Here is a 19,372-nt window from a genome sequence, read left to right as displayed (position 1 = left end):
GGTCGCGATGCGAACAGGATATGGATGTGGTCCTTATCCGTTTCCTGCTCAATAATCTCAACACCGAATTTCTCGGCCACGGAAAGGTTGATTTCCTTAAGGCGAGAAGAAATGTTGTCGCTGAAGACCTTTTTTCTGTACTTGCCGCATGCGACATAGTGGAACTGAAGACTGTATACCGAATGCGCACCCTTGTCTGTTCTGTATCTCATGTTTATATAATCAGGTAGAACTGAACATTTTACAACAAAAAATATTTTCGCCTTTCATCCCCCACCTTTCGGAAAGAGACTTCCCAGCGAAGTGTTAAACTATTGAATAGTGCAACAGGGGGAGGTTCCGGGTCAATCCTGCAGGTAATTATTCCGACTTTATAAAGAGCATGTAAATACACAGGCCTACGATCACCGTTCCGGCGCCAACAATAATATAGATGCCTCCACCTTGAATTCCTTCGGTTCCGACTCCCTGGGCAACTGTCAAAGAGAGCGCCAGAACGAAGCCGCCAATGCCTAGCAGGAATGCCGAGGTTGCGCGCATGCCGAGAAAATAGGTGATCAGGATGACCGCTGCGAAGCCACCGAGGAACCAAGGGTTATGACTCAAGTCGCCGACGTTCCAGGCTTCCAGTTGGGCCATGATATTGTCGGTGCGGAAATTGGTCATGAATTCTTTGAAGCTTTCCCAAATCATCTCTTTCTCCCCGGTTTACTGCGGACAGTTGAAGTAACCGGCAATAATATTAACAGATTATCAGATTTAGAAAACAGAATTTATTGGCCAATGCCCGTAAATCTTGACTTTGTATGGTTGCTTCAATAGGATGACGCCCTTGATCTGACGGGGTTTAGCCGTCATTTCCGGGGTGAACAAGCGGCACAGATTTAGGTTTGGAGCTTTTTGTGCTACATCGTGCGATCGGTATATTTGATTCCGGGGTTGGTGGGTTGACCGTATGTAAAGAGGTGATCCGCCAGTTGCCCGGAGAAAACTTGATTTATCTGGGCGATACGGCCCGAGTCCCTTACGGGACCAAGAGCGCGCAGACGGTCGAGCGTTATGCCTTGGAAGCGGCTGGATTTCTAGTCGATCAGGGGGTCAAACTACTGGTAGTCGCCTGCAACACTGCTTCGGCCGTTGCCCTGCCAGCGTTGCGGGAACGTTACCGGTTGCCGGTGATCGGTGTGATCGAACCGGGGGCGCGGCGCGCGGCAGAGAGCCGCAACCAGCGGATTGGCGTGATCGGTACCGAAGGGACTATCGGTAGCGGCCGTTACGAAGAAGCGATCCGCGCCTTATTGCCTGAGGCTGAGGTTTTTTCCACCGCCTGTCCGCTGTTTGTGCCGCTGGCCGAAGAAGGCTGGGCTGAGCATGAGGTCGCCCGGTTGACGGCTCTTGAATACCTGCAGCCTCTGATTTCCGCACAGATCGATACTCTGGTGCTCGGCTGCACCCATTACCCACTGTTGCGAACAACCTTACAGCGGGTAATGGGGCCGGGGGTACTGCTGGTTGATTCGGCGGCGGAGACCGCTAGCTGTGTGGCCGAACTGTTCCGTGAGCAGGGACTCGAACGCCCCGAACATGGCGGCCAGCGCGATTTTTATGTCACTGATGTACCGACCCGGTTTGAGCGAGTCGGGAGGGCCTTTCTCGGTCGGGAACTGTCCAAGGTTGACCAGGTTATGATCGGCTGAGCAGCCGCTGCTTAGGGGGCAAAATGAAAAAACTACTGTTGATGTATTTGGGGTTGTTGTTGGTAGGCGGATTGATCGGCTACGGAGTCGGCTGGTTCGGTCAACAAGAGCAGTTGCCGGACGAGGGGATTCCGATTGTGGTTGAAGAAGATCTGCCGCAGCGGGAGGTGCAGCTCTATTTTGCCGATCCCGGGGGGACATATCTAGTGGCTGAATCCCGCTTGATCAAAGGTTGTGATGACGACCGAGATTGCATCCGCAGTCTGCTCGAAGCAACCCGGGCCGGCTCGCAGCAAGGTTTGTTGCCTGTCCTGCCGAAAGAAACCGGTATCTTGGAGATCGAACTGGAAAATGATCTGGCGCGGGTCAACTTCTCTCGTCATCTGGCCGATTTTCATCCGGGTGGCTCGCTTTCCGAGTTGTTGACCGTCTACAGTTTGGCCAACAGTTTGAGCGAAAATTTTTCCTATTTAAGGCAATTGCAGATTCTGATCGATGGCGAGGTACGGCAGACCCTGAAAGGGCATGTGCGGATCGATCAGCCGATTTATCCAGATTTTAGTTATAGTGATCCTTCCAAGCCCGGACTTTTGCCGGAAAAAGATTAAGCCCCGGATGTCGGGTTTGGCAGCGTGATAGAACCTGAATTGAAAATCGAAAAGGTGACGGAAGATGAGTTGTTTTCGGCGGGCCATAGCAGATCGGGTATTGGTATTGGACGGAGCGATGGGGACCATGTTGCAGGAACGAGGTCTGGCTCCCGGGGCATCACCGGAAGAGATGAATCTGAAGCATCCGGAATTGGTCGAGGCTGTACATCGTGAATATATTGCTGCCGGGGCCGATATCATCGTTACCAACAGTTTCGGTGGCAACCGGCCCAAGTTGGCCAATTATGGACTGGAAGGGCAGGTTCGGGAAATCAATGCCGCTGCGGTTGAGATCTGTCGCCGGGCAGCGTTGGAAGATACTTTTGTTGCGGCCTCTGTTGGGCCGACCGGGCGTTTTCTTGAACCGGTCGGTGATGCCGGGTTCGATGAAATGGTCGATATTTTCAGCGAGCAGATCAGTGCCCTAGCCGAAGCGGGGGCCGACCTGATCAGTTTCGAGACCTTTCTCGATATTCGTGAATTGCGTGCAGGAATTATCGCTGCCAAGGCGGTTTGTGATCTGCCTGTGATGGCGCTGATGACCTTTGATGACGCTGGCCGAACCGTCCTCGGCACCCCGCCGGAAGCGGCAGCGGTCACGCTTGATGCTCTTGGCGTTGATCTGATCGGCTCTAACTGTGGCCTTGGCATTGAAGGTATCTATGCAATCCTGAAAAAGATGCGTAGCGTAACCAGCCTGCCGTTGATCGCCCAGGCCAACGCAGGGTTGCCGGAGTTGCGTGACGGGATCACCGTATTCCCCGGCACCCCGGAGGAGATGACCTCCTATCATCAGCGGTTGATCGAGCTCGGTGTGCGCGTAATCGGTGGCTGCTGCGGCACCACTCCTGCGCATATCGAGGCGATGCAACGCGCCTTGGCTGGTTTTGACCAGCAATGGAAGCCGCCAGCACGGCGCTGTTTGCTGTCGAGCCGTACGCGGGTGGTCGAAGTTGGAGGTGATGCGCCTTGCGCGGTGATCGGCGAGCGGATTAATCCGACCGGCAAAAAAGGCTACATCGCAGAATTGCTGGCAGGGAAGACTGCTTACATCCGCCGCGAAGCACAGGAACAGACTGTCGCTGGGGCTGATCTGCTCGATATCAACTGCGGTGCACCTGGTGTCGATGAGCCAGCGGCTTTGGAAAGAGCGGTATTTAGCGCCAATGGCGTCAGTGGTACCCCAGTTGTACTCGATTCCTCCAGCCCGGTGGCGTTGGAGGCCGGGCTCAAGGCCGCAGACGGAAAGGTTCTGATCAATTCGGTCTCCGGCGAGGAGAAGAGCCTTGCAGAGATTCTGCCGTTGGCGAAGAAGTACGGCGCAGCGATCATCGGTTTGGCCCTCGATGGTGATGGCATCCCGGAAACTGCCGCCGACCGGTTGGCGGTAGCTAAAGTAATCCTTGATCGGGCTTTGTCGATCGGCATCCCGCGCGAGGATGTGATTATCGACTGTTTGACTCTGACCGTTTCTGCCGAACAGAAGAGGGCCGCCGAGACCCTGCAGGCGCTGCGGTTGGTGCGCGATGAGATGGGACTGGCGACGGTGTTGGGCGTCAGCAACATTTCTTTCGGGCTGCCGCAGCGGCCGGTGTTGTCGGCGACCTTCTTCACACTCGCTCTTGAGGCGGGCCTGAAAGTCGCGATTATCAACCCGAAGGAAGAGCGGATGATGGATGCCTTGCGGGCGGTCAAGGTGCTGCTCGGCCAGGATCTGCGTGCCGAAGGGTATATCGGCCATTATGCTCAACTGACTGCTGTTCCGAAAACTGTAATTCCTGCCGATGATCGACCTCTGAAAATTCGTGAATTGCTGGCAAACGCGGTTCTCGAAGGGGATAAGGATGGGATCGTGTCGTTGGTTGAACAGGCCTTCAATGAAGGGCTGGAGCCGATGCAGATCAGCAACGAAGGGCTGCTGTCCGGCTTGGAAGAAGTCGGAAAGCGGTTTGGTAAGAACCAGCTTTTTCTGCCACAGGTGATGCTGTCGGCGGAGACCATGCAGGCCGGTTTTAACCGTATCAAGGCCGAGAGCCGTGACCAGCAGATAGAGCCCCTGGGCAAGGTGCTGATGGCTACAGTCGAAGGGGACATCCACGACATAGGCAAGAATATCGTATGTACTCTGCTGGAGAACCATGGGTTTGAAGTGATCGATCTGGGCAAAAATGTCCCAGCGGATAGAATCATTGAGCAGGCCAAATCGCAGCAGGTTGACGCTGTTGGCCTATCTGCACTGATGACCACTACCCTGCAACAGATGGAGGTGACGATCGAAGCGTTGCGTGATGCTGGCGTTAAGGTATTCACCATGGTCGGCGGTGCGGTAGTCACTCCGGATTATGCCAGCCAAATCGGCGCTGATCTTTATGCGGCCGATGCCCTTGAGGCGGTTGCCAAGATCAAACAGCTGCTGCTGAAGGAATAGAGTGGGTTGCTGGGGTGGTTCTTAAAATGCCTAACCTACCTTGACCTAAAGACTGGCCTGAGAGTTTTCGCCATTTCGCGGTTCCGCGAAAAACCTTTTCTTTCATGAAGATAGTTGATTCATTTCGCCATTTCGCGGTATAACCGATCAGTTCAATCGGGAAGCTAGAGGTTTGCTATGATCGTTGGGTTCAACCACAATATCAGCTATAAAGGGGTCGGTTTCCATGTACAAACAGAAGATAGCGGGTTGAAAAGCCCGCATCTGGTGACCCTGCTGTATCACGGTGGAACCATTATCGCGTCACAGAAGACGGTTTATGCAGACATTCTCAATGTCGATAACCTGCAGCAGGTTGTCGAGGATCTTGCCAAGGAGCAACACAAGGGGATGCTGCGCCGTTTGACTCAAGGGGAATTCGACGAGAAAATTCTCTCGCTGAATATTCCGCTTGAAGGTGTTTCCCCTGTTAAACCTGCGATTGTGTCAAAGCGCGCGGAAGCTCCGAAGGAAGAGCTGACACCGGAAATTGAGGAGCCTCTGGTCGAAGCCGAGCCGGTTGCCGCCAAAGTTTCAGGGACTTCCCCGGTGACGATTGTTGAGGAACGAGTGGTCGATAAGTTTACGGTGGCACAGCAGAAGCGGCGCAAAGAACAGACGCTTGATGAGCTGATATACGCTTACCTCACCGGGGCCAACGAGTACTAGCCTTTGGCTCCGTTTTGACCCTACCGCATTAAACATGGAGATTTCCATTGTTCAATAGCCTGATCAGCCGAGTCATCTTGTTGAACGTGCTGCTGTTGATCCTCGGTGTGGGCAGTTTTGCCATGTATCACCTGCAGCGCGAGCAGAAGCATCTGATCAATGTCCATCGGCAGAGCGCTCAGCTGGTTCTTGATACGGTCGAGCGGGCCATCAGCCATTCGATGAGCGTGGGTGATACTGACAATGTTCAAGCGATGCTGGAGAAGGTTGGTGAGGGATCACCGCTGCAGCAAGTTTATGTTTTTGATCTGAACGGAACGATCAAACATTCTTCCGATCCGCAGTTGATCGGAACGGCAGCACCGGAAGATGCGGTTCGCCTTTTTCAACAACATAAAATAGAACTTGTCCACTTTGTGCCGGGTGGTAAACAGATACTGACCGTTCAGCGGCCAATTACGGCGAACAAAAACTGTTTCCGCTGCCATGGGATTTCACGCGGTGTGATCGGTGTGTTGAACATCGATTTTTCTCTGGCTCACATGGAAGATCAGTTACGTGAAACCGGCACGATCTTTGTCCACTCGACGATGGTGAATCTCATTGTTTTGGCGCTGGCGATTTCCATCATTATGTCGCGCATGTTGAGAAGGCCATTGGGGGAAATTTCCGAGGCGATGCGCCAAGTGGAGGCCGGGGACTTGAGCGTAAGGATGGAGCAGCAGAGTAACGATGAGGTCGGTCAATTGATTGGTGGCTTCAATTCAATGGTCGACAACTTGGATCGTGCCCAAAATGAGCTGCAGAAAATTCATTACCAGCAGATGGAACGGGCTGATCGGCTTGCCTCAATTGGCGAGATGGCTGCCGGGCTGGCTCATGAAATCAAGAATCCACTGGCCGGAATCGGTGGCGCGATCAATGTGCTGGCCGATGATTATCCCGAAGGCGATCCGCGCCGCGAGGTGATGGCGCAGATTCAGAAGCAGGTTGATCGTATGAACAAGACCGTCACCGATCTGCTCTATTTCGGCCGCCCCGGAAAACCGGAGTTCAGCTACGTCGATATCAACAGTCTGATCAAGCAGACCCAGTTGTTTGCTTCCCAGCACCCAGAGGCGAAGAATGTGAACTGGATCGAGGAGTTGACCCGCGATCTGCCACCGGTATGGGGAGACCAAAAGCAAATTCAGCAGGTCTTGCTGAATCTGATGATCAACGGCCTGCAGGCGATGAAAGACGGTGGTGTTCTGACGGTACAGACCGAGCTTTGCTCGGAGAACGGGCGTGACTTGATTCAGGTTGATATCAGGGATACCGGGCCGGGGATACCAGAGCCGGAGATGAAGAATATTTTTACCCCCTTTTATACCAGCAAGACAGAGGGAACCGGTTTGGGGCTGCCAATCTGCCGTCAACTGTTGGAAACCAATGGAGGCTCGCTAAAAGTTTCGAGTGTTGTGGAAAAAGGGGCTTGTTTTACCGTTTTATTGCCGATCGCTGAGGGGCAGGAGGGAGCGTTGCTGGCAGATCAGAAAGCTGATCAATAAGGCGATAAATGTCTACGCTTTAGGAGATCCGAAACTGTGAGAAAACAAAAAATTCTAGTTGTTGATGATGAACATTTGATTCGTTGGTCGCTTGAACAGAACCTGAAAAAACAAGGTTACGAGGTGATCACGGCGGGGTCAGGTGAAGAAGCGATGAAGCTGATCCAGGAGGATACCCCCGACCTGATGTTACTTGATGTCCAGTTGCCGGGCATGAACGGGATGGAAGTTCTGGAGAAGGTCAAGGAGGCCGAAGAAGATGTCATCGTGATCATGGTGACCGCGCTCGGCGTGCTGGAAACGGCAGTCAAGGCGATGCGTCTGGGCGCTTACGACTACATCAATAAGCCTTTCAATCTTGACGAACTGGCCATTGTCATCAAGAAGGCTTTGGAAAATCAGGAACTGAAACGGGAAGTCGCCCAGTTGCGCTCAACACAGCCCAAAAAGTTCAGCATCGACGGGATCGTTGGTGAAAGTGACGAACAACGACATGTGCTTGAAATGGTCCGTAAAATAGCCAAGAGCGATGCCGGGACGGTACTGATTCAGGGCGAGAGTGGTACCGGAAAAGAGTTGGTTGCTAAGGCAATTCACTATGAAGGTTCCCGTGCGGACAAGCCGTTTATGGCGATCAACTGTGCCGCTGTCCCGGAGACTTTGCTGGAGAGTGAGCTGATGGGGCACGAAAAGGGTGCCTTTACCGATGCCAAAAGTCAGAAGAAGGGCCTCTTCGAGATGGCTGATGGTGGCACGGTCTTCCTTGATGAAATTGGCGATATGCCACAGGGGATTCAGGCGAAGTTGCTAAGGGTGCTTGAGGATCGGGCTTTCCGGCGGGTCGGAGGAACCAAGGATGTTCATGTTGATGTGCGGATTATTTCCGCGACAAACAAAGATCTGCTCGAGGCGATCAAGGAGAAGAATTTCCGCAACGACCTTTATTATCGTTTGCAGGTGATACCGATTTTCCTGACCCCGCTACGTGAACGGCGTACCGATATTCTGCCTCTGGCGAGATATTTTATCAACCAGTTCAACAAAGAATTTGGCAAGTCGGTCAAGGATATTTCTGAAAATGCCAAGCGTTTTTTGTTTGAATATGATTGGCCGGGAAATGTGCGCGAGCTGAAAAACGTTATTGAGCGCGCGATCATCCTGGAAAATGATGAGGTAATGCGCCTGGAGCACTTGCCTCGCGAGCTGGTGTCGCAAGCCCCTAGCAACGAATCTGGACCGTTCGAATTTGTTCTTCCGCCAGATGGGATTGATATCGAGGATGTCGAACGCGAACTGATCCGACAAGCCCTGGAAATGGCTGATGGGAATCAATCACAGGCGGCAAAGAAACTGAATTTGGGGATAGATGCTTTCCGTTACAGGATGAAAAAATTTAAATTTCTATAGACGTTTCATTGGGTTTTACATATATTTAATATCAAAATAGAATGGGGTTTTTGCAACCCATTAGAATTCCTGCTTTTTTCTTCAAGCGGAAATTGGGAAAATTTGGTATTGGCACCTCAATCGCACTTTTGGGGGGCCATGGCAAAAACAAACATAAGATTGAAGAGATACCGGAAGCCGAAAGTGGTAGGGAGCAGCAACGTTCATCCCCGCTGATAGATACAAAAAAGGGTCGCTCGATTGAGCGGCCCTTTTTTGTTGGAGGTGATAGGCTCGGACGAGCTTAGACTTGCCCATATAATCGTCTGCGCAGATATTATTCCGGCATCACCGAAATATTGTCGATCAGCACCGGCATCCGATCACTGGCCGGGCCTTCGCGAAAAAATACCAAGTGGATCATATGGGTCTGTGCGCTGGTGGTGAAATCGAACTGAAAGCTCTGCCAGTCGTTGGTACGATTTACCCGTAGCAGTTCCGTGCTGCCGAGGAAAATTTTATTATTCAGGCTTTCCGGGTACTGTTCGCCAATCCAGAGAAACTGCTTGTACTCGAGTATGCCGAGGCCGGTGGTGGCTTCATCCGGCAGATCGGCCTTCAGTTTGAGGCCAATTTTGTAATGGGTATTTGGCTCGACTGCCAGCGGGGCGAAGTGGCCGACCGAATCGATCCCCTTGATGCCGCGATAGACGAAGACCCGGTTGCCGCTGACTGGGTCGGCTTCAACCATCCCTGAAATCTTCATCAGGTGCTCGCGGTAAGTGCGCCAATAGGCGAGGCGGTCCTCGTCGTCTTCCGGGCGGAAGTCGCCCAGCCGGGGAAACAGTGACAACTGCGGCGAGCCCTGAAAGGTTTCCAGGACCGGCGGGCCGGGCGGAGTCGGTTGCTGGTCACTTGATAATTGAGACGGTTTGGGCCTGTTCGGCAACGGTTGGTAGTCGTGTGGTGTAAAGAGCATGGCCAATCCTAAAAATAGCAGGAGCAGGGGTAAATTACGTTCAAGCATGGCTTATTCTTCTTTCTGTTCATTCGATTCGGCAGTAATCTCTTTTTTTAATTCGACAATTTTAGCCGGAACCTGTGGGTGATAAATCGTGGACCACTGTTGGGGGGCTTTGTCCAGCTGGTCCAGCGCAGCCCGTGGCTGTCCGCTGCGGGAGAGCAGGAAGGCTTTCTGCAGACCAATGAAGGGGTTTTCAGGCAGTTGTTGTTCCGCCAAGGTCACCAGCTCAAGTGCCTTGTCGAAATTGCCGTCTTGAATTGCCAGCTGGGTCAGTTCTAGGTAGCTGGCGGCATAGCCGGGATCAAGTTCGACCGCTTTGGCAAGAGACTCAAGGGCCGGTTCTACCTTTTGGTCTAAGAACAACGCCTGGAAGCGGTCAAAATTCGCGGCGGCGCTTTGCGGGGCAACAGTGACCATCTGCTCCGATAGCTCAATTTTTTTTGATTCACTGTACATATCCCCGGCATAAAGGGCTTCACTGCGCAGCTGCCACTCTTTAGGCATCTCCTGATTAAGCAACTGCGGATTGCGCATCAGCTTCGCCAGGTCGTTGATAACGAAGCGAACATCGAGGGCGACCGCTCCCTCGAGGGTCGAATAGGAGAGGGTGGTGGCGAGTGGCTGCCAGTTTTGTTGGCGGATGCCCTCCACCGTGTTGCGCAGTAGGGTGTAAAGGGGCGATTTAATTTCGTTATCGTAGAGGCCACGAAAGAAACCGAGTTCTATATGCAGCACGAAAGGTTCTTCCATTTTGAATAGTTGTTGATGGTGGACCGCCTCGAAAGGAATTCCGCGCACTTCACCGCTGTAAATACCGTCATTCAGTTTAAGTTTGGCGGCATCCTCTTCGGTCAATAACTGCTCTTCCACCATCTGGTTTCGGAAAAATTCCAGTTGCAAAAGAGCGGGATCCGCTTTGGATGGGAAAACCCAGATCAGCTTCGAAAACAGTCCGGCGTCGAGAGCTGCGGCAACGGCCTGGGTCGGCAGGATCAGCGGCTCGGCGGTATTGAAACTACCGTGGAGACGCAATTCTTTCGATGAGCCGGTCAACGTTAGCTCACGCGCTTCTTCCTGCAGGCTGGGGTCGATGCTTTTCAGCAGCGGGTCGTAGGAGAACAGCACCAGCGCCGGTTTTTCTGCTGTATTGACACGCCAGTAAGCAAGTGCTTCGCTCGGTAGTTCAACCAGTTTGGGGGTAATCGGTTGGTGAAACAGGCCGCTGCCATTTCCACCAACCGATTGCTGTTGAACCGTTTCCGCTTTCTCTGTTGCTGATTTGATTTCCGGAGGGTGAGATTCTTTTTGCTGCTCTTTTGCCTGTTCGCAGCCGAACAGCAGAAAGAGGGTCAGTGTGATCAGGATGGTGGAGAATCGCATTATTGGTATCTATCCCTTGCTGGTTTGGGGTGTGTGGGCGCCTCGCGGGCCGCCCATCCATTGCAATAAAATTATTCTGCTTCCTGTGGTGGGGGCGCTGGTGTTCCTTTTCGGTGGTTCATTCTGCAAAGGCAACGCCAGTCGGAAACAGGTATATTCATCTCTGTAGCTATCTTTATCCCAGGGAGTCCTGTCGTCGGCACATTGGTAGCTGACTTCGCTGTTCGCACTCCCCCCCGGCGGGTGCGTTCAGAGGAGACCTCTTTGGTGACCGGACCCTGTTTTGGGTTTTGGCTGTAATAGCCCACTAGGTAGGTGTCAATACACCACTTATAAACGTTGCCCAACATATCATAAAGCTGGAGGCCGTTGAGTCGTTTCTGCCCGACCAGTTGTGATTTATTACCGGAATTTTCTTCATGCCAGTAGACATCATCCACTGTGTTGCCGCCGCTAAGTTTTTCTTTCTCTCCCCGTTGCACGCCGCTAATTCCCACTCTAACTCGGTTGGAAGACGATAACTTTCTGTCGTTCCACTAAGCTTTTGGGTGAACCCGGTCGCGTCTTTCCAGCTGACAGAATCGACGGGAAGATTTTTACCAGTATTTGCTGAAGGATTGTAGCCCATTACTGTTTGCCACTGGCCTGTATCACCTCAAATTTGCCGAGGTAGATATCATCAACGCAAACCTCATGGAGAGGCCGTTCATCCGCTTCGCCGTCAACGAACAGGTCGCCCATCGATAGCAGCTCCTTTTGACCAGTAGCCTCTTGATTCCGGTCAGGAGTTCAGTAAAGTTGCGAACCCGGTTGTCTATCTGAGTTTTGACATGCAGCCAGTTTGCCTCCAGAGAAGTTGAAATCTGCCGATATGTTTCTTTGCGTTGGTCTGCTTTGGCTGCCGTTTCCTGTTGTTGCAGCTTTCTCTCTGTATCTTTAAGTTGATTCAGTGCCACCAGGAAATTTTCGCCACGTCGGTCGAGGTTGTCGATGTACCAGTTGTATATTTTATCGCCTCAGCGTAGTTTTCGGTTTTATAAAGGGCATCGGCATAGTAGTAAAGGCCAAAATCGCTTAGTGAGTCCTCTGTGCTTGCCGGGCGGAAGGCTTCGACCGCTTTGGGGTAATTGTTCTCCTCAAAAGCGGTCAGTGCTTGTTGGTAGATTTGGTTAATCGGGACCGGAGCTGTTTGCGTCTCAGTTTCTACGGCGATTTTTGATTTCTGCTCCTGCGAAGCGTTTGGAAACCCGGTTCCAGCGCAGCCGCTAAGTAGGAATACAGAGAGCAGGATGAAGGTCAGCAGGCCTGTATGATTGCGTTTGATGGTCATCCTCTCCTCCGGGAACAGATCGAATCAACCAACCCAGATTATTCGGGAATGAAGGCACAACCTATATATAGTAGGCAAGCGCTCAGGAAAAGGCCAGCTAGAAAGATGAGAATTTACTATGGAAACGATGACTAAAAGCATTTACTATGAAGTGAATCGATAATTTACTGTTGTTCCCGGAGTTTATTTATGAGACGTCAGACGATATTCCTATTTAGTTTTTTATTGATCATTCTGTTTGCGGGACCGACCTTTGCCGATGAGTTGGTAGCTGTGTCCGGTAAGGTGACTGTTGGAGCGGAGAAAAAGCCGGTCGCAGGGGTCAAGGTTGATGCATATCCGATCAGCAGCCAGAATTTGAGCGGGGAGGCTCAGTTCACCTCAGGGCTGACCGCCGAAGATGGCTTGTTCAGTATGGAGTTGCCGATCGGTAGCTATTATTTTATCGCCCAAGGCGAAGAGTTCTACTGCTATTACGGTCGCAACCCTGTAGCCGTCCCTGAAGGTGGCGTAGCGGAGATGAACATGTCACTGGTAACAAAATCCCCACCTCTGCCAACTGTTGAGCCGCGGGTCAAGACCGGTCTGTTCGGCCAGCTGACTTACAACGGTGAGCCTCTTGAAGGGGCTGTGGTGACTGTTTATACGGACCTGAACAATCAACTTAAAGGGATGGGCTTGGGAATGACCGCGCCGACCGATGCAGAGGGCATCTTTGAAGCGGATATTCCGGCAGGTACCTACTATCTGGTAGCTCGTAAGCGCAACAGTGGTGCTTTTATGGGACCGCTCCGCGATGGTGATTTTTTCGGTTTTTACGCAGCCAACCCCTTGCAGATAAAGGAGGGTGAGTTGGGTCGGGTAACGATCGCTATGCTCGAGGTGCCGCAGAAGGTGATCCGTCTGGCTGACCGCCTGTTCGGGCAGACCAGCATCAGCGGCATCGTTGTCGATGGTGAAGAAAAGCCCGTCGGGGGAATCCGGGTGCTGTTGTATGATAATCCGATGATGCTCAATCGTCCTCTTTATGTTTCTCAGCCTTCCGCTGATGATGGCAGCTTTGTGCTCTCTTTTCCTGCTGGTGGCATTTATTTTCTTGCGGCTCGTGATAGTCTCGGCGGACCTCCGATGCCGGGGCAGAAATATGGCCGCTATCTCGGCAGCCCGGATGGCTCCGTTCGCCTGAAATCGGGGCAGAAGCTAACCGATATCAAGTTGGTTGTCGAACCGATGCAGTAGCTTGCGTCTGTTCACGAATATTGCCTTTTAGCCGTCGTTGCTCGAGAGAACCTGACCGTCGATGCTCAAATTGCTCACCTCAGTCAAACTGACCCTAGTTCTGCTGCTTCTGCTCGCACTGGTTGCTGTCGGAGGTACTATTGTACCGGTAGAAGCTCAGCGCTTTGAAATTTACTACCAGAGCCTTTGGTATCGAGTGCTGCTTGCGTTGCTGGCTATCAATCTGCTTTGCTGTACGCTGAAAACGTTTCCGCAGAAGTGGCATTATCGGCAGCAGTTACTGGGTTTTTTGCAGCAACGTCAGAATAGCGGCGAACAGTTGTCGATTACCTTGATGGATGAGGTAGCTGCAGGGCTTTCTGGTTCTGGCTTTAGGGTTACTGAAGAAGAGGGGCAACTGCTCGCCGACCGCTCTTGGGGGCGCTGGGGTTCAACGCTGATCCATGTTTCCATTCTGCTGATCATGCTCGGTGGACTGTTGGGCGAGGCCGGTTTTGTCGGTACCATTAACACCTATCTGAGGACTCCCAATACCCACTATTTTGATTGGGATGCCGGGCATGAGAGCGAGCTCGGTTTTCAATTGCGGGCTGATGCCTTCCGTCTGCGATACTACCCGATACTCATCAGATTCGAGATTTATGAAGTGTCGAGCGGGGCCAACCTTGGAACTTTGACGTTGTATGACAACGAACATTTTACGGTTTCGGGAACAGATCTGGCTGGACAGCTGCGCGGGTTCGACCCCGATGCGCGCATCTTGACGATCGATGTGCTGGAGCAGGGCCGGTTACTGGGTCAATACCGGATTGGTGACAACTATGAGAGCTTCGGAGAGAAACACTACCCGGGGTTCCGTTTGCGCAATCTGGAATTCCGGGATCCGGTGGTCAAGCAGATCGAAGCAGATGTCACGATTATTGACGGTGGACAGGTGGTGAAGAGTGGCACGATCCAGGTCAACCAGCCGCTGCGATATAAAGGGATCAGTATTTATCAAACGGCATACGGTCAGGACGAACAGGGAAACCGCACGGTCGGTTTCCAACTCTCCAAGGACCCTGGGGAAAATCTGGTCTGGGGGGCAACTTTTTTATTGATGTTCGGTTTTGCGCTGGCGCTTTTCGCACCTCGCCGGGCAGTCGGCGTCAAACAGGTGGAGGGAGTGCTGATGCTCTTTCCTCTGGTCGGCTGGCATGGTGAGAGCGGGCGTGAGCGTCTTGCTCGGCTGCTGGAACGACTTGCGAACAAATAGCTAGAAGTGGGGCGCTGCAATAGCACGCCCGCTTTGTGTTTCTCACCAACGGTCCTTTTCAGGCTCCAAATTATTCAAAACATACTCACGATTTCCGAGGCCGATTTTTTCGCCATGCCCCAGTGTGACTTCCCAATTGATCGCTGGATGAACGCCCCGGAACTTATCGCCGCCCGGTTCGTGGCCGCTTTCCAGCGCTGTGCCCGGCAACCCTTGCGCTTGGTTGACCAAGTCGGCGCAGGCTTGGTCAAGGGCTACTGGATCGGTGCTAGCGAGAATGCCGATGTCGGGTACGATGGCGGCGTCTGAGTGCCCGTAGCAGTCGCAAGAAGGACTGACCTGGGTGATGAAGTTGACGTATAGCTGCTTACCCTTTTTACCGCTCACCGCAGCAAGGGCATACTCAGCCATTTTGCGCATCACATTGTCGGCCGCTTCGTTCCACTGGATCTGAATCGCCTGCTGCTGACAGATGGTTATGCAGCGGCTGCAGCCCACACATCTGTCCGGATCAATCTGCGCGGAGGCCTCCATGAAGCTGATGGCGTCGTGGGCACAGGCCTGCAGGCAGGCATGGCAGAGATTGCAGAAGTCTTCAGCAACCTTAGGTGCTACGCTGGAGTGTTGTTCCAATTTTCCTTCCCGACTCGAACAGCCCATGCCCAGATTTTTGATCGCCCCGCCGAAGCCGGTCAGTTCATGGCATTTAAAGTGGCTGACGGCAATCAAGATGTCCGCTTCGAGGATTTCCAGGCCGATATCGGCGCTGGAAAGAATCTTTCCAGCAACCGGTACCCGCTTGGATGAAGAACCACGCAGACCATCCGACATGATGAGCGGGGCATCAACTACGGCATAAGCGAAGCCGTTTTGGATACCACAGGAAAGAGCAGACACCGCCTCTTTTCGCTGGCCTGGGTAGAGGGTATTGGAATCGGTAAGGAACGGTTTACCGCCAGCCTGTTTGATCTGCACGACGATCTCCCGGATGAACACTGGTCGCACATAAGCGTGGCCCCCTTTTTCGCCAAAATGCAGCTTGACGGCGGCCAGATCTCCCGGCGCGACGATCTGTTGCAGGCCGGTTGAGGCTAGCAGGCGGCGGAGTTTATCGAACATATTTTCCCGAGAACCGGAACGTAAGTCTGCGAACCACACTTGTGCAGGCATTTTTTCCTCCATGAAGATTTAGATTGGCAGCCGAAAGTGTAGCGGAAGTGATCCCTACAGCGCAAGAGATGGAACCTCAGAGAGAAAAAGACAGTTGTGCGCCTGGCAGAACTTCTTCAAGGAAAGTCACTTCCGGTTGTTGAAATTGGATGCCGACCAGAAAGGGGCCTTTAGGGCCACTGCGGCGGGTATGCTTGACTTCACCGATGGCCTGATGCTCGTTCGGCCAGAAGGGATGGGGAAAGCGTAATTGTATCTGCGCTCCGATGATTGCTGGAGTGCTGCTTTTCAGCAAAATGCCGATCTGGTTGATGTCGGAACAAAGAGAGTGTTTAAATTCTCCAGAGTCCTGATTGAAAATCTCGACGATGTTCAGATAGCTGTGACGCTGGATGCGGCGCATATTATCCGTTCGTGGAAAGATACTGTTGCGAAAAGCCTTGGCTTCGTACAACCTGCAGTCAGCATGCGAGATCAGGGTATCACTTGTCACCCCTGCCTCGGGGTAGGAGGCAATGCCGCCGCTGATGGTCAATTTGCCCGTATCGAGACGATCTTCACCTTCGAATTCGGTTTGATCGATTTTCAGGCGGATTTTCTCCGCGAGATCAATCGCCTGCTTCAGGTTGGCATCTGGCAGGATAACGGCGAACTCTTCTCCGCCATAGCGAGCGGCTATGACATTTGCGGGCAGTTGCCCACAAATCAGCTTGCCGATTTTATCCAGCGCGCGATCTCCGCATAAGTGCCCACAGCGATCATTGAATTGCTTAAAGTGGTCAAGGTCAAAAAGTATAAGTGAAAAGCTTGCCCCCTCTTTTTGCTTTTTTTCTAGGATGATCTCAGCAAGCTGATTCTTGAGATAGGTTTGATTGTAGAGGCCGGTCAAGCCATCGGTAACTGCCTCTTCCTGCATTCGTTTCAGGTCATTCGCTTCTATAATTCGAGGATTACTCAGTATGTTGGTGTGGCTGAGTAGGTAGTCGAGGATCACAGAGCGCCAGTTGGTTCGCGTTTTCTCTGGGGTGAAATGGTGTATCGCCGCCCGCCACAAATTAGTCGCGGCGTCTTTGCTGAAATTGGTGTTCAGCAAACTGTTCAACAAGCGTTGGAAGATATCATCACCATAATATTCAGCGAGATGCTCAAGACTGCAATTGGGTTCATGTGTTTCGGTCTGGTTGGCAAAATAGAGATCAAAGGTTCTGCTGCTAGACATGGATAAAATATCCCCCCCGGAAAATGTCCCCAAATCACTTCTGTCATTTGCCTAGCAATAAATAGCTAGAAGGTAATGATTAGATAATATCAATAGAATTGTAATATTCAAGAGCTGAATATGTAATTAAAAGGTAAAATAAAAGATTTTGAGTTAGGGAAGTTGTAGGGTCTAGATTAGCGATCCGGGAGTGATTTCTCAGACATCTGGTTTAGATAGAGGGTTTGGCTGGGAAAGGCGATCTCAAGGCCTAGCTTTTCCAAAGCGTCCTTATGAGGTAGGCTGGAAAAGGTGCCGCCAATTTGTTAGCCTACGGGCTCAAGGAGGTGTCCATTGGAACGAATCCCACGACAATTCTACACACAGGGATTTAGGCAGGAGGCGGTGAACCTTGTTATCAACGGCGGGCTATCGGTTGCCGAGGTCAGCCGCCGACTGAGCATATCGCAACAAACGCTGCGTAATTGGATCAAGAAGCATAAGGGTGAAGGGTTGGCCGCTTCCGGCAGCAGCTCGATAACGGATCTGGAGGCAGAAAACTCCCGGTTTAGCAAAGAGCTGGCCGAAGCCCGGTTGGAGAAGGAAATCCTAAAAAAGGCTATGGTAGATTCAACTGATCGACGCTACACCTTATAATTTTCGAACTTGCAAGGTGGTGCGTATGGCGAGAATGGGAAGGTCTGGCCTTTCTGATACAGAAAAGGCTGAGCTTTGGAAGCGATAGAAGAGATCAGGGAATATATCGAGGTGTATTACAATCGGCAGAGGCGATATGCCAGCCTGGGGAATCTCTCCTTGGCGGCATAGTGGAGGTCGATCAGTCAGCAAGGGGCTTCCTGACCAACGTTATGGTGTCCACTATTGCGGACCGTCCTCAGTGTTAGCGGGGAACTTATATGTTTAAAAGCTGGATTGAAAATTGGCTGACCCAATTTGGGGTTACCACAGATCTCGCGGGAGAATTGACGACAATATCGACAATAATCCTGTTGGTCCTCTGCACTTTTCTTGTTTACAGGCTATTCAGGGACTATTTGGTAAATTTGGCCCTCCGTGTAACCCAGAAAACCTCCAACAGATGGGATGATGGCTTACTGGAATATCGGGTTATTCAACGTGCCTTGAGGTTGATTCCCTTTACTTTCATCTATCTTGCTATCGAACGATTGGCACCCGACCAGTACACCCTGCTTAAGCGTATCCTGTTTGCTGTCATTATTCTGGTAGCAGCCAGAGCTGTTGAATCCTTTTTTAATACTGTTTCCGGAATTTATCATACGGACAGCGGACCTCAGCGCAGACCGATTCGACCTCTGTTTCAAGCCTTGGTGATCGTTCTCTATCTATTCGCTGGAATCTTTATTATTTCCGTCTTGATGGACAAGTCCCCATGGAACCTTTTTGGGCTAATGGGCGGGCTCACCGCCGTCACCATGTTGGTTTTTAAGGATACAATTCTAGGCTTCGTTGCCGGCATACAACTCGGTGCTAATGATATGGTACGCGAAGGTGACTGGATAGAAATGCCGAAATATGGTGCCGACGGAGATGTTATTGAAGTCGCCGTAAATACAGTAAAAGTTCAAAATTGGGATAAAACCATAACGACCATTCCTACCTATGCCTTGATCTCTGACTCTTTCAAAAACTGGCGCGGCATGAGTGAATCCACCGGCCGTCGAATAAAGCGCTCAATCTGTATCGATATGAATTCGGTTAAATTTGCAGATGAGAAAATGCTGGCCAAATTCAAAAAAATGGAACTCCTGAAAGAATATGTGCAAAAAACTCAAGAGGTTATAGATTCTTCGAATACTGAAAAAAATATTGATCTTTCTGCCGCAACGGTCAATGGACGGCGTCAGACAAATTTAGGGATTTTCCGTGCATATCTTGTGAACTACCTCAGCGATAAACCAATAATCAACAAGGATATGACATTTCTTGTTCGCCATCTTCAACCGACCCCCCAGGGTCTGCCGATTGAAATTTATGTGTTCAGCTCCGATAAAAACTGGGTAAATTACGAAAGAATTCAGGCGGATATTTTTGATCACATTCTGGCTGCTATACCCGAATTCAATTTGCGGGTATTTCAATATCCAAGCGGTATGGACTTCACAAAACTGCGGTGAACTACCCCGCCGCAAGCGACGGAGCTTCCTGTTTCAACGAACCATGACTCGTAGACTGGCTCTTGCGAGCCGTTCCGCCGTCAGAGGATTCTCCACGGGCGTGACTTCGGGCAGTTCCTGCCCTAGAAAGAATATTGAGTGCCGCGTTGTGGTCACGATCTATGACCAGGCCACAACTCGGACAACGATGTGTCCTTGTTG

At 51.7% G+C, this 19,372-nt stretch carries 18 protein-coding genes and 1 pseudogene; 10 read left to right on the top strand and 9 right to left on the bottom strand.

The features are described 5' to 3' along the window. Together tnpA and Q7J88_RS10605 are read right to left on the bottom strand one after the other, a co-directional pair. The coding region (gene tnpA / locus Q7J88_RS10610) for an IS200/IS605 family transposase (protein ID WP_303722168.1) at positions 1-212 on the bottom strand (212 nt) is incomplete at its 3' end. A 148-nt stretch (positions 213-360) separates the two neighbouring features. Beyond that, the gene (locus Q7J88_RS10605) at positions 361-693 is read right to left on the bottom strand and encodes a hypothetical protein (RefSeq protein WP_303722167.1); all 333 of its coding nucleotides are present in this window, start codon (positions 691-693) and stop codon (positions 361-363) included. Positions 694-902: 209 nt separating this feature from the next. On the opposite strand from Q7J88_RS10605, the gene murI reads away from it, so the two are divergent. From murI to Q7J88_RS10575, 6 genes are all read left to right on the top strand, one after another. Next, positions 903-1,697 (top strand): glutamate racemase, encoded by a 795-nt coding sequence (murI, locus tag Q7J88_RS10600; RefSeq protein ID WP_303722166.1) that lies wholly within the window; start codon positions 903-905, stop codon positions 1,695-1,697. Positions 1,698-1,720: 23 nt separating this feature from the next. Further along, positions 1,721-2,305 carry a GerMN domain-containing protein gene (locus tag Q7J88_RS10595; protein WP_303722165.1) on the top strand — a complete coding sequence of 195 codons (585 nt, stop codon included), beginning with the start codon at positions 1,721-1,723 and terminating at the stop codon, positions 2,303-2,305. A 64-nt stretch (positions 2,306-2,369) separates the two neighbouring features. Next, on the top strand, positions 2,370-4,775 hold the full coding sequence (locus Q7J88_RS10590; RefSeq protein ID WP_303722163.1) for a homocysteine S-methyltransferase family protein: 2,406 nt from the start codon (positions 2,370-2,372) through the stop codon (positions 4,773-4,775). Between the two features lie 177 nt (positions 4,776-4,952). Next, positions 4,953-5,483 (top strand): hypothetical protein, encoded by a 531-nt coding sequence (locus Q7J88_RS10585; protein ID WP_303722162.1) that lies wholly within the window; start codon positions 4,953-4,955, stop codon positions 5,481-5,483. 47 nt (positions 5,484-5,530) lie between these two features. Next, entirely contained in the window at positions 5,531-7,033 is a 1,503-nt protein-coding gene (locus Q7J88_RS10580) for an ATP-binding protein (RefSeq protein WP_303722161.1), read from the top strand. 36 nt (positions 7,034-7,069) lie between these two features. After that, complete coding sequence (locus Q7J88_RS10575; RefSeq protein WP_303722160.1) at positions 7,070-8,440, top strand: sigma-54 dependent transcriptional regulator; 1,371 nt, start codon at positions 7,070-7,072, stop codon at positions 8,438-8,440. A 316-nt stretch (positions 8,441-8,756) separates the two neighbouring features. On the opposite strand, the gene Q7J88_RS10570 is transcribed toward Q7J88_RS10575, so the two are convergent. The 4 genes and pseudogenes from Q7J88_RS10570 to Q7J88_RS10555 all read right to left on the bottom strand — a co-directional run bounded on the left by Q7J88_RS10570 (position 8,757) and on the right by Q7J88_RS10555 (position 12,153). Further along, entirely contained in the window at positions 8,757-9,398 is a 642-nt protein-coding gene (locus Q7J88_RS10570) for a hypothetical protein (RefSeq protein ID WP_303722158.1), read from the bottom strand. A gap of 51 nt (positions 9,399-9,449) precedes the next feature. Then, a complete protein-coding gene (locus Q7J88_RS10565) occupies positions 9,450-10,823 on the bottom strand; it encodes a lipopolysaccharide assembly protein LapB (protein WP_303722157.1) in 1,374 nt (457 codons plus the stop codon). Between the two features lie 71 nt (positions 10,824-10,894). Next, a pseudogene (locus Q7J88_RS10560) lies at positions 10,895-11,451 on the bottom strand (formylglycine-generating enzyme family protein). Positions 11,452-11,769: 318 nt separating this feature from the next. Continuing rightward, entirely contained in the window at positions 11,770-12,153 is a 384-nt protein-coding gene (locus Q7J88_RS10555; RefSeq protein WP_303722155.1) for a hypothetical protein, read from the bottom strand. Positions 12,154-12,342: 189 nt separating this feature from the next. Between Q7J88_RS10555 and Q7J88_RS10550 the strand changes: the two genes are divergently transcribed. Together Q7J88_RS10550 and Q7J88_RS10545 are read left to right on the top strand one after the other, a co-directional pair. Further along, positions 12,343-13,392 (top strand): collagen binding domain-containing protein, encoded by a 1,050-nt coding sequence (locus Q7J88_RS10550; RefSeq protein WP_303722154.1) that lies wholly within the window; start codon positions 12,343-12,345, stop codon positions 13,390-13,392. Positions 13,393-13,453: 61 nt separating this feature from the next. After that, a complete protein-coding gene (locus tag Q7J88_RS10545) occupies positions 13,454-14,647 on the top strand; it encodes a cytochrome c biogenesis protein ResB (protein ID WP_303722153.1) in 1,194 nt (397 codons plus the stop codon). 42 nt (positions 14,648-14,689) lie between these two features. Here the strand turns inward: Q7J88_RS10545 and Q7J88_RS10540 are convergent, their stop codons facing one another. Together Q7J88_RS10540 and Q7J88_RS10535 are read right to left on the bottom strand one after the other, a co-directional pair. Beyond that, positions 14,690-15,817, bottom strand: coding sequence for a DUF362 domain-containing protein (locus Q7J88_RS10540; RefSeq protein ID WP_303722152.1), 1,128 nt, complete (start codon positions 15,815-15,817; stop codon positions 14,690-14,692). Positions 15,818-15,893: 76 nt separating this feature from the next. Continuing rightward, on the bottom strand, positions 15,894-17,036 hold the full coding sequence (locus Q7J88_RS10535; RefSeq protein ID WP_303722151.1) for a GGDEF domain-containing protein: 1,143 nt from the start codon (positions 17,034-17,036) through the stop codon (positions 15,894-15,896). A gap of 333 nt (positions 17,037-17,369) precedes the next feature. Here Q7J88_RS10535 and Q7J88_RS10530 point away from each other — a divergent pair, with 333 nt between their 5' ends. After that, complete coding sequence (locus Q7J88_RS10530; RefSeq protein WP_303722150.1) at positions 17,370-17,672, top strand: transposase; 303 nt, start codon at positions 17,370-17,372, stop codon at positions 17,670-17,672. 260 nt (positions 17,673-17,932) lie between these two features. After that, positions 17,933-19,171 carry a mechanosensitive ion channel family protein gene (locus tag Q7J88_RS10525; protein ID WP_303722149.1) on the top strand — a complete coding sequence of 413 codons (1,239 nt, stop codon included), beginning with the start codon at positions 17,933-17,935 and terminating at the stop codon, positions 19,169-19,171. A gap of 1 nt (position 19,172) precedes the next feature. Here the strand turns inward: Q7J88_RS10525 and Q7J88_RS10520 are convergent. Beyond that, a partial coding sequence (locus Q7J88_RS10520) for a zinc ribbon domain-containing protein (RefSeq protein WP_303722148.1) occupies positions 19,173-19,372 on the bottom strand: 200 nt, incomplete at its 5' end.

Origin of the sequence: Malonomonas rubra (assembly GCF_003247215.1) — a bacterium.
GTDB lineage: Bacteria > Desulfobacterota > Desulfuromonadia > Desulfuromonadales > Geopsychrobacteraceae > Malonomonas > Malonomonas rubra_A.
Note: the sequence above shows the minus strand (reverse complement) of the source record. Positions and strands in the feature narration are given on the sequence as shown.

What these genes read in the sequence shown, in the direction of transcription:
- Q7J88_RS10545 (WP_303722153.1), top strand. Translation starts at nt 13,454, where the DNA reads ATGCTCAAATTGCTCACCTCAGTCAAACTGACCCTAGTTCTGCTGCTT.
- Q7J88_RS10565 (WP_303722157.1), bottom strand. Translation starts at nt 10,823, where the DNA reads ATGCGATTCTCCACCATCCTGATCACACTGACCCTCTTTCTGCTGTTC.
- Q7J88_RS10605 (WP_303722167.1), bottom strand. Translation starts at nt 693, where the DNA reads ATGATTTGGGAAAGCTTCAAAGAATTCATGACCAATTTCCGCACCGAC.
- Q7J88_RS10535 (WP_303722151.1), bottom strand. Translation starts at nt 17,036, where the DNA reads ATGTCTAGCAGCAGAACCTTTGATCTCTATTTTGCCAACCAGACCGAA.
- Q7J88_RS10570 (WP_303722158.1), bottom strand. Translation starts at nt 9,398, where the DNA reads ATGCTCTTTACACCACACGACTACCAACCGTTGCCGAACAGGCCCAAA.
- Q7J88_RS10595 (WP_303722165.1), top strand. Translation starts at nt 1,721, where the DNA reads ATGAAAAAACTACTGTTGATGTATTTGGGGTTGTTGTTGGTAGGCGGA.
- Q7J88_RS10590 (WP_303722163.1), top strand. Translation starts at nt 2,370, where the DNA reads ATGAGTTGTTTTCGGCGGGCCATAGCAGATCGGGTATTGGTATTGGAC.
- Q7J88_RS10555 (WP_303722155.1), bottom strand. Translation starts at nt 12,153, where the DNA reads ATGACCATCAAACGCAATCATACAGGCCTGCTGACCTTCATCCTGCTC.
- Q7J88_RS10525 (WP_303722149.1), top strand. Translation starts at nt 17,933, where the DNA reads ATGTTTAAAAGCTGGATTGAAAATTGGCTGACCCAATTTGGGGTTACC.
- Q7J88_RS10550 (WP_303722154.1), top strand. Translation starts at nt 12,343, where the DNA reads ATGAGACGTCAGACGATATTCCTATTTAGTTTTTTATTGATCATTCTG.
- Q7J88_RS10585 (WP_303722162.1), top strand. Translation starts at nt 4,953, where the DNA reads ATGATCGTTGGGTTCAACCACAATATCAGCTATAAAGGGGTCGGTTTC.
- Q7J88_RS10540 (WP_303722152.1), bottom strand. Translation starts at nt 15,817, where the DNA reads ATGCCTGCACAAGTGTGGTTCGCAGACTTACGTTCCGGTTCTCGGGAA.